Below are 12836 nucleotides of genomic sequence, written 5' to 3' on the forward strand. Positions count from 1 at the left end.
ATCCGCGCGCATCGAAACGGTTCGCGCGGGCCGCAGAGGAGGCGCCGAACGCACTTGGTTTCTACGACCAAAGTCGTAAGCTTCCCCCGCGTGCGACTCGCACGCACGAGGAGAGGAGAAGAAGATGAATCTGTCCGCGCCCACCATGGTGGTCTTCATCATTTCGTTGATCATCGCGATCATCGCTGTGTTGATGTCCCTCAGCGTCATCACCTTCATTCCGATTGCCGCATTCTGGGTGATGACTCTCGCTTACGTCGTCCTCGCGGCCGGCTGCCTGTTCAAAGGGGCCTGACGGCCCTTGATACATGACGCGCGCCCCGGCAGGCGGGGCGCGCAAATCGGGCCTGGATTCGCCGTTGAAATGCGTCGATGATCGCGCGATGGACATGCATGCCACCTCCGTGCCTGGTCCGCCCGTTCCACCCGACTGGTTCGAGATGCTACGGCGTCCCGCAGCCCTTGGCATCTCGTCCTGCGTCCACGAATTCGTTCACTACCGCGAGATGGTTCCGGGCCTGTTCAGGCAGGTCGAGACCGCGTCCCTGGTAGTTCCGCTGATCATCAGCTTCGGCACGCCGTTCGCGATCGGGCTCGGCCGCGACCCAAGCTCGGACGAGACATACGGCAGCTTCGCCGCAGGGCTCTTTCCCGGTCAGGTGGTGATCCAATCGACAGGCTTTTCGAACTGTATCCAGGTCAATTTCACTCCGCTCGGCGCCTGGCGCTTCTTCGGCCTGCCGATGAGCGAACTGGCTGCGCGGATGGTCACGCTCGACGATCTTGCCGGCGGAGACATACGCGAGTTGCGGCCGCGCCTTGCCGATCAGGCCGACCCCGCACGCAGGCTCGACCTCGTCGAGAGCTTCGTCACCAGCCGGCTGCTCCGCTCCACTGCGCACGACCCCGTTTCCGAGGCAGCCTACGAACTGCTGCTCCGTCGCAACGGCGACGTGCGCATATCGCGGCTCGCAGCGCGGCTCGACTTGTCGCGCAAGCATCTCGCCGAGCGCTTCCGTGCGGCGATAGGCGTGCCGCCGAAGACGGTCGCGCGCATCATGCGCTTCAACCGTGCCCAGCAACTGGCACGCGCCGGCGAGGACTGGGCCGATATCGCGGCCGCCTGCGGCTATGCCGACCAGGCACATCTCGCGCGCGAATTCCAGGAAATGTCCGGCTCGACCCCCACGGCATGGAAGGCAGCCGCCTGAGGGTTACAATTCTTCAAGACCGGTTGAACCCGCCTCGCTAGTCTCATGTTGGCGTACCCAAAAGGAGAACCGACATGACAATCGAAGCCCCTCGCCTCTTCCCAACCTTCCGCTACCGCGACGCAGCCCGGATGATCGACTGGCTGGTCGAGGCCTTCGGCTTTTCCGTCGATGCGAAATTCATGGACGGCGATCATGTCGGCCATGCGCAACTCTCCTTCGGCTCGTCCATGATCATGCTGGGCAGCGTTCGCGACGACGAATATGGCCGCATGGTCGGCGCTCCCGGCGACAATGGCGGCAAGTCGGTCTACATCGCCGTCGACGACTGCGACGCCGCCCACGAACGCGCCGAGGCCGCCGGCGCAAAGATCCTCGAGAAACCCACCGATCGCGATTACGGCAGCCGCGAATTCATCTGCGCCGATCCCGAAGGTGTCGTCTGGTCGTTCGGCACCTACTGGCCGAAGGCCGGCGGAGATGCCGCGTGACCGGCGGACTGATCGTGCTTGGCCCCACCGAAGGCCGCGCCTATGAGATGTCGGACATGCGCGCCGTCTTCAAGGCGGACGGCGAAGAGACGGGCGAGCGCTACAGCGTTTCCGAATGGTGGGTGAAGCCGCATGGCAAAGGCCCCGGACCGCATTTGCACGCTACGGAGGACGAGCTTTTCTACGTGATCGCCGGCACGATGTCGGTGATGGTCGCAGATGCATGGCGCGACCTCGCAGCCGGCTCGTTCATCCGCATCCCGGCGGGAACCATACACGATTTCGAGAACCGCACGACCGAGCCGGCCGCACTTCTCAACGTCTTCATGGGTGCCTTCGAGCACAAGATGCCGGCGATCGTGAAATGGTGCGAGGAGCACCGCTGAATTGCTACCTCGCGGTGGCGAGCAGGTCATCCACGTCGAGCGACCGCTCCAGATGGTCGGCGATGGCATCCAGCGCTTCCTCGACCTTGCGGCGATGATGGAACACCCCGCCCTCCACGCCCAGCTTGCCAAGAAACGCCCGGCGGAACTCGGTCGAGCCGAACAGGCCATGCAGATAGGTCCCCATGATGCGCCCGGTGTCGGATATGGCCCCGTCCGGCTTGCCGCCGATCTCGACCAGAGGCCGCGCGCAATCGGGCCCGCCGGTGCGACCCAGATGAATCTCGTAGCCGTGCACGGCGGCGTTGAACGCGATCGAGAACCCGCCCGCCTCGCCGACGGTCTTCTCCGGCTCGAGGACTGTCTCGATATCGAGCAGGCCGAGGCCTTCCGCGCGCTCCTCCCCGCCCTCGATGCGATGAGGGTCCGCGACGCGGCGACCCAGCATCTGGTAGCCGCCGCAGAGGCCGACGACGTGCCCGCCGCGGGCAACATGAGCAGCGAGGTCATTCGCCCAGCCCAGTGCACGGAAGCTCGCAAGATCGGCGATCGTCGCCTTCGAGCCGGGGATCACCACGAGCGATGCATCCGAAGGCAGGCGCGATCCCGGCGGCACGAAGACCACCTCGACCTCCGGCTCCGCCTTCAGCGGGTCGAGATCGTCGAAATTGGCGATGCGCGGCAGCATCGGCACCGCCACCTTCAGCGCCTTCTCGCCGGCGCGGGCCAGGCGATCGAGCACGACGGAATCCTCCGACGGCAGCAATGCCGCTTCGCGCAGCCACGGCACGACGCCAAAGGATCGCCAGCCGGTGAAGCGGGTGATCGCCGCCAATCCATCGTCGAAAAGCGACAGGTCGCCGCGAAACTTGTTGATCAGGAAGCCTGCGATCATGTGCCGATCCGCCTCTGGGAGGATCAGATGCGTGCCGGCGATCGCCGCGATCACCCCTCCCCGGTCGATGTCGCCGACGAGCACCACCGGAACGTCCGCCTTGGTGGCGAAGCCCATATTGGCGATGTCGCGGTCCCGCAGGTTGATCTCGGCCGGTGACCCGGCTCCTTCAACGACGATCAGGTCGGCGCCTGCCGAAAGCCGTGTCCAGCTCTCCATCACGGCGCCGAGCAGCCGGCCCTTGAGCTCCTGGTAATCCCGCGCGCCGGCCTCACCCGCGACCCTGCCATGCACCACCACCTGAGCGCCGATATCTGACTGCGGCTTCAGCAGCACCGGGTTCATGTCCACGGTCGGCCGGATGCCGCATGCCAGTGCCTGGAGCCACTGCGCCCGGCCGATCTCGCCGGAACCTCCGTCGGGATGCGCAGCAACCGCCGCATTGTTCGACATGTTCTGCGGCTTGAACGGCGCCACTCGAATGCCACGCCGCATCGCCGCGCGGCAGAGGCCCGCCACCAGCACCGTCTTGCCGACGTCCGAGCCCGTGCCTTGCAGCATGATGGCCTTCGCCATCAGTCAGCCCTGCCGGTGATGGTCGAGCGCGCGGCGAGCGGCCCGCCGCGCCACAGATAGAGCGCAAGCAGCGGATCATCGTTGGTCGTCATGGCGTGGTTTATGTTGGAGGGATGATGGATGATCTCGCCTGCCGCACGTGCCGCGAACTCGCCATCGTCCTTTCGCCACAGCGCACCACCGGTGAGGGGAATGTAGATCTCCTCCGCCTCGTGATGATGGTCCGGGTAGTGCAGGCCGGGCCCGAGCAGCAGGAAGCCGCAGGCCACCTTGTCGTCAGCGAAGTGGCCGCGCGTGCCCACCAGCTCCAGCCACCCGTAATTGTCGATGAAATCCTGGCCGAAGTCACTCGCCGCATAAGTCTGGCCCCAGTGGAGCCGCTGGCCCCTCTCCGCGAGCAGGCGCGCCAGTTCCTCGCCCGGACCTCCTTCCGCGCTCGCCGCGCAGGCGTCCAGGTATTGCAGGCACGGCAGGGATGCCGCGTTCAGTGCCCGCTCGGGCAGCTCCGGCGCCCAAGGCGCGATGAAGTCAGCGACCAGCGGCCCGCACTCAGCTAGGAAGGCGCGTGCCTCCGCCATAAGGTCCTGTGCGATTTTTCCCATTCCCATCCCCTCGGAACAGCAATCGATGCACACCGGTTGCACCGGATTGGGTGCGAGCGAGCCGGTTGCACGACCCTTTCATTGGTCTAGACTGTCGCGCCAACAAGACAAGATGCCAGGGAGGCGTAGATGGATGCGACGGTCGATCAGGCCGCGGGCCAGTTCGAGCTCAACGCAGACCAGCGTGCGATCCAGGAGATGGCGGCCGCCTTCGCCGGGGATCGCGTGGCCCCGAATGCGCTCGAGTGGGACAAAAAGCGCTATTTTCCCTCCGACGTGGTGCGCGAGACCGGAGCGCTTGGCCTCGGCGGCATCTATGTCCGCGACGATGTCGGCGGCTCTGGGCTCGGCCGCATGGACGCGGTGCTGATCTTCGAAGCACTGGCGCGCGCCTGCCCGGCCTTCTCCGCCTTCATCTCGATCCACAACATGGCTGCCTGGATGATCGACGTCTTCGGCGACGACGATCAGCGGCAACGGTTCCTGCCGAAAATCACCTCGATGGAGTGGCTGGCGAGCTATGCGCTGACGGAGCCCTCTGCAGGCTCCGACGCGGCAGCGCTGAAGACGCGCGCGGTGCGCGGTCCCGGAAACGGTGCGGACTACACGCTCAACGGGACCAAGCAGTTCATCTCGGGCGCCGGCGACAACGACGTCTACGTCGTGATGGCGCGCACCGGCGAGGACGGCCCCAAGGGCGTGTCGACCTTCGTGATCCCGAAGGATGCGCCGGGGCTCAAGTTCGGTGCTCTGGAATCCAAGATGGGCTGGCACATGCAGCCGACCCGGCAGGTGATCTTCGAGGACTGCAAGGTGCCGGCAGAGAACCGCCTCTCGGCAGAGGGGATGGGTTTCCGCATCGCCATGGCCGGCCTCGACGGCGGCCGGCTCAACATCGCCGCCTGTTCTCTCGGCGGCGCCCAGTCCGCGCTCGACAAGGCGCTGCAGTGCGCTTCGGAGCGCCAGGCCTTCGGCCAGGCCATCGACCGTTTCCAGTCGATGCAGTTCAAGCTCGCCGACATGGAGACCGAGTTGCAGGCCTCGCGCATCTTCCTCTACGCGGCGGCCTCGAAGCTTGACGCCAAGGCGCATGACGCCGGCAAATGGTCGGCGATGGCTAAGCGCTTCGTTACCGACACCGGCTTTAAGATCGCCAACGATGCGCTCCAGGTCTTCGGCGGCTACGGCTATCTGCACGACTACGGCGTCGAGAAGCTCGTCCGCGACCTGCGCGTCCACCAGATTCTCGAAGGCACCAACGAGATCATGCGCGTCATCGTCGCGAGGCATTTGATCGGGAGGTAGGGGAGTAAGGCAATAGGGCAGTGAGGCATTAGGGCAGTAGGGAAAGAGCGGTGGCAGCCCTGCCGCGTTCCCCTCCCTACCCACCAACCTACTGCCCTACTGCCCTATTGCCTTACTCCCTAGTTCCCTAATCTCCGGAGGAAACCAATGACCACCATCGCCTTCATCGGTCTCGGCAACATGGGAAATCCCATGGCCGCCAATCTCGTCAAGGCCGGCCACACCGTGTTCGGCTTCGACCTCGTGCCCGCCAATCTCGAGGCGGCGACGAAGAACGGCGTGACCGTGATGGCGAACGCGCCGGCCGCGGTGAAGGATGCCGACGTGGTGATCACCATGCTGCCAGCCGGCAAGCACGTCCTCTCCGTCTACGAGGACATCGCGCCGAAGGCCAAATCCGGCGCGCTGTTCATTGATTCCTCGACCATCGACGTCGATTCCGCCCGAAAGGCACATGCGATCGCCGGTAAGTACGGCCTTCTCTCGGTCGATGCGCCTGTCTCCGGGGGCACTGGTGGTGCCACGGCCGGCACGCTGACCTTCATGGCCGGCGGCTCGAAGGACGCCTTCGCCAAGGCAGAGCCGATCCTCAAGCCGATGGCGGGCAAGATCGTCCATTGCGGCGATGCGGGTGCCGGACAGGCGGCCAAGATCTGCAACAACATGATCCTCGGCATTTCCATGATCGGCGTCGGCGAGGCCTTCGTGCTCGCCGAAAAGCTCGGCTTGTCGCATCAGGCTCTTTACGACGTCGCCTCCACTTCGTCCGGCCAGTGCTGGTCGCTCACCACCTACTGTCCGGTCCCGGGCCCTGTTCCCACCTCGCCTGCCAATCGCGACTACAAGCCGGGCTTCGCGGCCGCGCTGATGCTTAAGGACCTGAAGCTTGCCCAGGAGGCCGCCTCCTCGTCCGGCGCAGTCACGCCTTTGGGCGCGGAAGCCGCCCAGCTCTACGCCCTCTACGCGGCACAGGGCGGCGGCGACACGGATTTCTCGGGAATTATCCGCTTCCTGCGCGGCGAGTGAGCGAACCTTTCTATGTCATTAACGTAAGTATACGGAAATTAACGAAGATTTTCGCCACAGGACGCGAGAAAAATGCGCGATTCATCCTTTGCTAAGCACCTGATAACCGGGCGGTAACGATATCCCGTTAGAACTTGATCCCGAGGCGGACATCAAAGACCCGCCCGGCTCCGGATCAGGTCTCGCGTACCGGAGCCCGAAAGTTTCAGGCGTAGCGTTTCCTGCGTTCCTAGGCTTGAGTCGCGCCCTTCCGGAAGACCGGAGGCGCGGCTTTTGCATTTTGGGGCGCAGCAATGTCCTGCTTCAAAGGTCGATCGGCGCGTTTGGAATCTGGATGTTCTTCGTGTTGCGCAGCACGATCGGAACGTCCCCGCCCTCCGCCCGAACGATCAAGAGCAGCAGCTCCCATGTTCCTCCTGCCCGATCTGCCTGCACATAGGCGTTGCCGGCAGCCTTCGAGCCCGTGAGCGGAATAGACAGTTCTGCCCTGCCCGTTCCGCCCGCGGAGACCGAGATGTTTCCCCACACCCAGAACCCGGCCGTGATGTCGTCGCCGAGCGCCTGCCGGACCCGTTCGTCCGAGCGGATAAGCTCCATGCTCATCTGATAGGCTTCGCTGCGCTTCATCATCGGAACGATGCTGGCGAACAGCCCGGCGATACCGCCGATCACGATGATCCAGATCGCCAGCCCGGCAATCGCCCACCTGCGCTGCGTCTTGCGGAAATGCTCTGCATCCCGCCAATAGCGATTGCGCCAGGCCCAGCGGCTGCCGCGGAGGCCGAGCACGATCATCATGATGAAGTTGATGCCCGGGATCAGCGCCAGCAGCGCGATCAGCGTGCTGTTGCCGATGCCCCAGATCCAGTTGAGAAAGAATGCACCCCAGTTCCAGCGATCGAGCTCGCGCGGAATCTCGGCCGGATCGTTCAAGGGTTGGCTTGCCATTCTCGCTCCAAGCAGCGCTATCGACTGTTCCCGTAGACCGTGGTCGTTCCCGTCAGATCGACCGGTTCAGCCCTTGGGCAGGAATTGCGGGTCGACCGGCGGACGCAGCGCACTCGCCAGCCGGTTTGTCTCGTTGGCCTTGCCGGCCACCGCCAGCACCTCCATCAGCATCGCGTCGGTCATTCCCTTCGCCCGGGCCGAGGCCGTGTGCGAATAGGTGCAATACTCGCACCCGTTGGTCGCCGACACGGCGATGTAGATCAGTTCCTTGGTGAGAGGGTCGAGCGCGCCCGGCCCCATCACCACCTTCAGCGCCTCCCATGTGCGCTTCAGGTTCGCCGGATCGTGCGCCAGCACCTTCCAGAAATTGTTGACCCAGTCGGACTTCCGCGTCGCCATGATGTCATCGTAGACAGCGCGAACCTCGGGCGAGGCATCGGCATATTCGACCAGCGGCACGATAGGCGGGTTGCTCATTATGCCCTCCCCAGGTCGCGGGCGGCGAGATCGAGAGCCTTCTCGATCCGGTCGGCGGCAATGTCGATCGTCTCGCGGGTCCAGATCAGCGGCGGCGACAGGATCATCGTGTCGTCGGTCGCCCGCATCATCAGCCCTTGCGCGATCGCATGGTCGCGCACCCTCACTGCCGCGCTGCCGGAGGGCTGGAAGCGCTCGCGCGTTTCTTTGTCGGCCACGATCTCGATCGCGCCCAGCAGCCCGAACGTGCGCACCTGGCCGACGATCGGATGCCCTGAAAGCCGCTCCATCAGCGTCTTGCGGAAATAGGGGCCGGTGTCGCTGCGAACCCGGTCGACAAGGCCTTCCCGCTCGATGATCTCGAGGTTCTTCAGCGCCACCGCGCAGGCCACGGGATGTCCCGAATAGGTGTAGCCGTGGAAGAACTCGCTGCCCTTGTCGATCAGCGTCCTCGCGACGCGGTCGCCGATGAACAGCGCCGAGAGCGGCTGGTAGCCCGAGGTCAACGCCTTCGCGGTGGTGATCGTATCCGCCTCGATGCCCATCGCCTGCGCGGCAAACCACTCACCGGTGCGGCCATAGCCTGTGATGACCTCGTCGAGCATCAAGAGCACGTCGTACTTGCGGCAGATGCGCTGGATTTCGGGCCAGTAGCTCTCCGGCGGGATCTTGACGCCTCCCGCCCCCATAATCGGCTCGCCGATGAAGGCCGCGACGTTGTCGGCGCCAGCCTCCAGGATCGCCTCCTCGACCGCACGCGCGGCGCGGATGCCGAAATCGTGTTCGCTCTCACCCGGCTCTGCCAGTTCGAACGAATAAGGCGGCATCACGTGCACGATGTTCGGTACCGCGCCGCCGAGCTGCTCGTGCATATGGCTCATGCCGCCGAGCGAGGCGCCGGCGACGGTCGAGCCGTGATAGGCCATCTTGCGGGAGATGATGCGGTTCTTCTGCGGCTTGCCCTCCAGCGCCCAGTAGCGGCGCACAACGCGCAGGGCCGTGTCGTTGGCCTCCGAGCCGGAAGATCCGTAGAAAACCTGGTTCATGTTCGCCGGCGCGATCTCCGCCAGCTTCTTGGACAGCAGCACCGGCGTCGGCGTCGAGCATTTGAAGAAGGAGTTGTAGTAGGGTAGTTCCTTCATCTGCTCATAGGCCGCCTCGGCAAGCTCGGTGCGCCCGTAGCCGGCGTTCACGCACCACAGCCCCGCCATGCCGTCGAGGATCTCGTTGCCCTCGGAATCGTATATATAGGGCCCGTCCGCGCGCACGACCATGCGGGACCCCGCCGCGCGCAACTCCTTGTGGTCGGTGAACGGGTGGAGATGATGCCCCGCATCGATCTCCTGCAACTGCTTCAGGGAAAAGTTCTGGTAGCTCATGGTCTTGCCTCTTTGCTGAATCGATCCGGCACGGCCGGGGATGATTCACGGCAAAGGGGGCGAATAGCCGATACGGGCGCAGAGTCTGAGCAGTTCGACATGTCGCGTGCGCCGTGACGGCGTGCATGCGACGCGCAACTGCGCTTTGTATCTGCCCTTCATGATGGAAGAATAGCGGCCGCCGCGGGGTCGCTCAAGGGTCGAGCATCTCGATCAGGCTTGCCGCATTCCTTGGTGCCGCGCTCTTAACGTCGTTGTCGAAGAAGCACCAGATATCGCGGCCTTCGCTGCGCCAGTGCCGCATGCGGGCAGCCCAGGCGGAAAGGGCCTTCTTCGAATAGCTGCCGTGATAACGTCCGGACGGTCCATGATTGCGCACATAGATCCAGTCGGCGGTGACGGCCGTCGGCGCCGGCGCATCGGCATGGTCGGACAGGCAGAGCGCGGCGTTATGGTCGCGCAGCACTCCGAGGACCGGCTCTTCATACCAGCTCGGATGCCGAAACTCGAAACACCATCGCCGCGACGGGGAAAGCCGCGATATGAAGCTCGCCAGCCGCTCCCGGTCCGCCTTCATGCGCGGCGGCAACTGGAAGAGCACGGGCCCGAGCTTGTCACCAAGAAGGTCCAGCCGGGCATCGAGCAGGCCGAACGAATTTTCATCGACCAGGAGCCTGCGCCAATGGGTGATGAAGCGGGAGGCTTTCCATGCTAAACGGAAATCCACAGGCGTGTCGTCCCGCCATGCCTTCACCGCTTTTCCGTCGGCGTCCGGTAGAATGGCGCATTGAGCTCCACGGCGTCGAACTGCGTGGCGTAGTGCGTAAGGGCATCCTTCTTCTTCAGGTCCGGCGGATAGAAAGGCCCCCACCAATCGGCATAGTGCCACCCGGACGTGCCGATGCGCGTCTCGATAAGCTCGTCTGTTTCGGGTCGGTCGTTTCGCCAATCCGCATCCTCGCGAGCAGAACCCGCGAGACGGCGGAAGGTTCAGGCCCGCTCGGCGCGCGTCGCAGCCCGGTAGAGCGCGAACGCGATCAGGACGGCACTCAGCCCCGCGCTGACGGCGGGCAGGCCGATCGGACCGAAAACCTGCATCGCCGCGCCCGAGCCCGGCGGGCCGATAATGCCGCCCACGCCCCACATCAGGGCGAAGGCCGAATTACCCGCCACCAAAGCCTGGCCGCGGAAGCGGTTGCCGAGCTCGACAAGCGACATCGTGTAAACGCCATAGCCGACGCCGCCCATCACCAGCAGGACGGGCCAGACGAACGGCCCGGAGATCAGGAACGGCAGCGAGAGCACGCAGACGGCATTGAGCGCGGCGCAGCAGATCATCATCGCCCTCGCGCCGAATCGCTCCGCCAGCAAACCGAGCGGCACCTGCAGCAAGATGTTGCCCAGCGAAAGCAGCGTGATCAGCGCGGCAAGCCGCGCCTCGACCAGCCCGTAGCCGGCGCCGAACACAGGCATCAGCGAATAGGCGCTCTGCTGCGTGGCGGCGGAAACCGTGACGGCGAGCAGCAGCGCCGGCGCGAGCAGCCAGAAGCCGAACACGCCGGTGGCCGGCTTTCCGTCCGGGTCCGGCTCGAAGCCGCGCAGTCCCTTCGTGGTCAGGAACAGCAGCAGGGCGCAGCCGGAGAAGCCGAGGATCGCCACCAGGAGCGGCGGCCACCCCTCCGTGCCGACCGCAGTCAGCGTCAGCGGACCCGCCGCATAGCCGACGCCGGTCACGGCGTTGAACACGCCCATGATGCGCCCGCGCTTCTCGTCGGGCGCCAGCGCCATCATCCAGACCTCGCCGAGGATGTAGAGCGGATTGATCGCCAGCCCGATCAGGAAGCGCAGCGGATACCACGCGATCCAGTTTTGCATCAGTCCAACCAGGAAGAAGAGCAGCGCTCCGGCGAGCGCCGCCGTGACGGCGAGCCGCCGCCCGCCCAGTATCCGCACCAGCTGCGGCACGAACAGCGCCGAGACGATCAGGCCGAGCGGCGTCATTGCGGCGGACAGGCCGATCTCCGCGGGCGTCATGCCCGGGCTGCTGCATGGAGGAAGGTGAAGAGCGGATAGGACGGCCCTGCGCCAGCTTCAAACGCGGTCACTTGCCGCCCGTCGAGGCCGGGCTTTGCAGGCGCCCACGGCTGTGCAGGGTCCAGTTGGGCTCGCTCTTGCATCGCCTCCGCGCCCTGCACGCGGTCTCCGGGATCGCAGGCAATGGGCACACTTGTCGAAACCTGATGTTTCAAAGCCCGCCCTACGGCGGCACAGGCACGAAACATGCCGGGGATCGTGAACGCGGGTCAGGACGGGCCCCAAACCATCGAAGGCAGCCATGCAATCGCGCTATCCCGGAGTTCGCATACGCCATGCCGAACATCTTCGCCCTGCACTGGACACGCGACGCCCCGTCTGGCCGTCGCGCGGGACCGCCCCAGACGATACAGCGGCGGAGCGCAGGCGAGTGGCTCTGACAGGCTAAAAGCCTGACGGGGCGATATCGGGGGCCGCAGCGCGCATGATTGGCGCATGTCGTGATCCTTCATGCTTGTGGTCGCCGCTCCGGCTGTCCTGATCGTCCGCGCCGTCCAATATGACCCCGAAATCGTCAGCCTGTCAGGGAATCGCATGTCGAAGCTTCAGCCGATGCCGCTCCAGCAGTCCGCGCCCGCAGCGAGGACCTAAGACAGCAAGCGCGCAGGTCCTCGTCCACTTTCGCGAACAGCCGCCGTTCCGCCGCCTGGAAGATCCTTTCCCGCCTACGCCGATTGTCTCCGAGGACCAGCTCGAGGCGATCCATCTCGCTTCGCTGCGGGTGCTGTCCGAGATCGGTCTCGACGTGCTGCACGACGACGCGCGCAGGATCATGAAGAAGCCGGCGCCGATGCGCGGGGCTCGGAACGCGTCCGCTTCGATCCTGCCATGATCCGCAAGAGCGATCGCACGACTGCTGCGCCTCCCGAATTCCGCGTGCACGCGCGCAATGCCGACCATTCGATCGATTTCGGTGGCGATGTAGGTCTTCGCCCAGGTTGCTTCCGCGCCGAACTGCTCGATCTCGATCGTGGCCGTCGCCCCGGCAACCAGCAGGATATAATCTGGTGAAGCTGGCGCAGATGCATGTCATCTCGACAGCGAGGCGGTATCCGGTCGAGCCGATCGATATCCATCCGTCGATCCGCCACCTCGAATGCATTCGCGATCCTGGCGGCAGCGACCGATAAGGTGTTCCACATCTATTCGCTCGGCCACCGCGAGCGCAATCTCGACGGCATCGAAATCGCCCGCATCGCCAACGGGCTGACGGCGGACCCGCTTCTCGACAACCCCGGTCTGCTACACGATCATCAACACCAACTCGCCGTTGAAGCTCGACATCCGATGATGGAGGGCATCATCCAGATGTCATCACATGGGCAGTTGGTGATCGTCACGCCATGCGCTCGCTGGCGCCGCTGGCCCCGGTGCAGGCGGTGGCGGGCGCGGTGAGTGCAACAGAACGCCGAGCCGCTCGCCAGTATCGCCTTCACGCAGATGGTG

At 64.9% G+C, this 12836-nt stretch carries 14 protein-coding genes and 2 pseudogenes; 9 read left to right on the plus strand and 7 right to left on the minus strand.

Annotated features, from left to right (window positions below; translation table 11 throughout):
• Window positions 1–124 precede the first annotated feature (124 nt).
• The 4 genes from LRS09_RS26750 (at window position 125) to LRS09_RS26765 (ending at window position 2088) form a co-directional block, all read left to right on the plus strand.
• On the plus strand, window positions 125–295 hold the full coding sequence (locus LRS09_RS26750) for a hypothetical protein (RefSeq protein ID WP_257803512.1): 171 nt from the start codon (window positions 125–127) through the stop codon (window positions 293–295).
• A gap of 88 nt (window positions 296–383) precedes the next feature.
• Window positions 384–1211, plus strand: a complete 828-nt coding sequence (locus LRS09_RS26755) for an AraC family transcriptional regulator (protein WP_257810087.1) — start codon at window positions 384–386, stop codon at window positions 1209–1211.
• Window positions 1212–1285: 74 nt separating this feature from the next.
• Window positions 1286–1702 carry a VOC family protein gene (locus LRS09_RS26760; protein ID WP_257803514.1) on the plus strand — a complete coding sequence of 139 codons (417 nt, stop codon included), beginning with the start codon at window positions 1286–1288 and terminating at the stop codon, window positions 1700–1702.
• A complete protein-coding gene (locus LRS09_RS26765; RefSeq protein WP_257803516.1) occupies window positions 1699–2088 on the plus strand; it encodes a cupin domain-containing protein in 390 nt (129 codons plus the stop codon). The genes LRS09_RS26760 and LRS09_RS26765 overlap by 4 nt, the downstream gene beginning before the upstream one ends.
• A 4-nt stretch (window positions 2089–2092) precedes the next feature.
• Here the strand turns inward: LRS09_RS26765 and LRS09_RS26770 are convergent, their stop codons facing one another.
• Entirely contained in the window at window positions 2093–3559 is a 1467-nt protein-coding gene (locus tag LRS09_RS26770) for a cobyric acid synthase (RefSeq protein WP_257803517.1), read from the minus strand.
• Window positions 3559–4161 carry a dimethylsulfoniopropionate lyase gene (locus LRS09_RS26775; protein WP_257810088.1) on the minus strand — a complete coding sequence of 201 codons (603 nt, stop codon included), beginning with the start codon at window positions 4159–4161 and terminating at the stop codon, window positions 3559–3561. Before LRS09_RS26775 ends, LRS09_RS26770 begins: the two co-directional genes overlap by 1 nt.
• A gap of 129 nt (window positions 4162–4290) precedes the next feature.
• Here LRS09_RS26775 and LRS09_RS26780 point away from each other — a divergent pair, with 129 nt between their 5' ends.
• Together LRS09_RS26780 and mmsB are read left to right on the plus strand one after the other, a co-directional pair.
• Window positions 4291–5466: an acyl-CoA dehydrogenase family protein gene (locus LRS09_RS26780; RefSeq protein ID WP_257810089.1), complete on the plus strand. Its 1176-nt coding sequence runs from the start codon at window positions 4291–4293 to the stop codon at window positions 5464–5466.
• A gap of 147 nt (window positions 5467–5613) precedes the next feature.
• Window positions 5614–6492 (plus strand): 3-hydroxyisobutyrate dehydrogenase, encoded by an 879-nt coding sequence (gene mmsB / locus LRS09_RS26785; RefSeq protein WP_257803521.1) that lies wholly within the window; start codon window positions 5614–5616, stop codon window positions 6490–6492.
• Between the two features lie 303 nt (window positions 6493–6795).
• On the opposite strand, the gene LRS09_RS26790 is transcribed toward mmsB, so the two are convergent.
• The 5 genes and pseudogenes from LRS09_RS26790 to LRS09_RS26815 all read right to left on the minus strand — a co-directional run bounded on the left by LRS09_RS26790 (window position 6796) and on the right by LRS09_RS26815 (window position 11330).
• The gene (locus LRS09_RS26790) at window positions 6796–7440 is read right to left on the minus strand and encodes a cytochrome c oxidase assembly factor 1 family protein (RefSeq protein ID WP_257803522.1); all 645 of its coding nucleotides are present in this window, start codon (window positions 7438–7440) and stop codon (window positions 6796–6798) included.
• Window positions 7441–7506: 66 nt separating this feature from the next.
• On the minus strand, window positions 7507–7917 hold the full coding sequence (locus tag LRS09_RS26795; RefSeq protein ID WP_257803524.1) for a carboxymuconolactone decarboxylase family protein: 411 nt from the start codon (window positions 7915–7917) through the stop codon (window positions 7507–7509).
• A complete protein-coding gene (locus LRS09_RS26800; protein WP_257803525.1) occupies window positions 7917–9296 on the minus strand; it encodes an aspartate aminotransferase family protein in 1380 nt (459 codons plus the stop codon). Before LRS09_RS26800 ends, LRS09_RS26795 begins: the two co-directional genes overlap by 1 nt.
• 193 nt (window positions 9297–9489) lie before the next feature.
• Window positions 9490–10094, minus strand: a pseudogene (locus tag LRS09_RS26805) (DUF72 domain-containing protein).
• A gap of 192 nt (window positions 10095–10286) precedes the next feature.
• Window positions 10287–11330, minus strand: a complete 1044-nt coding sequence (locus LRS09_RS26815) for an MFS transporter (protein ID WP_308240344.1) — start codon at window positions 11328–11330, stop codon at window positions 10287–10289.
• A gap of 559 nt (window positions 11331–11889) precedes the next feature.
• On the opposite strand from LRS09_RS26815, the pseudogene LRS09_RS30455 reads away from it, so the two are divergent.
• From LRS09_RS30455 to LRS09_RS30465, 3 genes and pseudogenes are all read left to right on the plus strand, one after another.
• Window positions 11890–12401: pseudogene (locus LRS09_RS30455) on the plus strand (trimethylamine methyltransferase family protein).
• Entirely contained in the window at window positions 12398–12520 is a 123-nt protein-coding gene (locus LRS09_RS30460) for a hypothetical protein (RefSeq protein ID WP_374684888.1), read from the plus strand. Before LRS09_RS30455 ends, LRS09_RS30460 begins: the two are co-directional and overlap by 4 nt.
• Before the next feature lies 1 nt (window position 12521).
• A complete protein-coding gene (locus LRS09_RS30465; protein WP_374684889.1) occupies window positions 12522–12785 on the plus strand; it encodes a hypothetical protein in 264 nt (87 codons plus the stop codon).
• Window positions 12786–12836: the final 51 nt, after the last annotated feature.

The sequence above is a fragment of the Mesorhizobium sp. J428 genome (assembly GCF_024699925.1).
GTDB lineage: Bacteria > Pseudomonadota > Alphaproteobacteria > Rhizobiales > Rhizobiaceae > Mesorhizobium_A.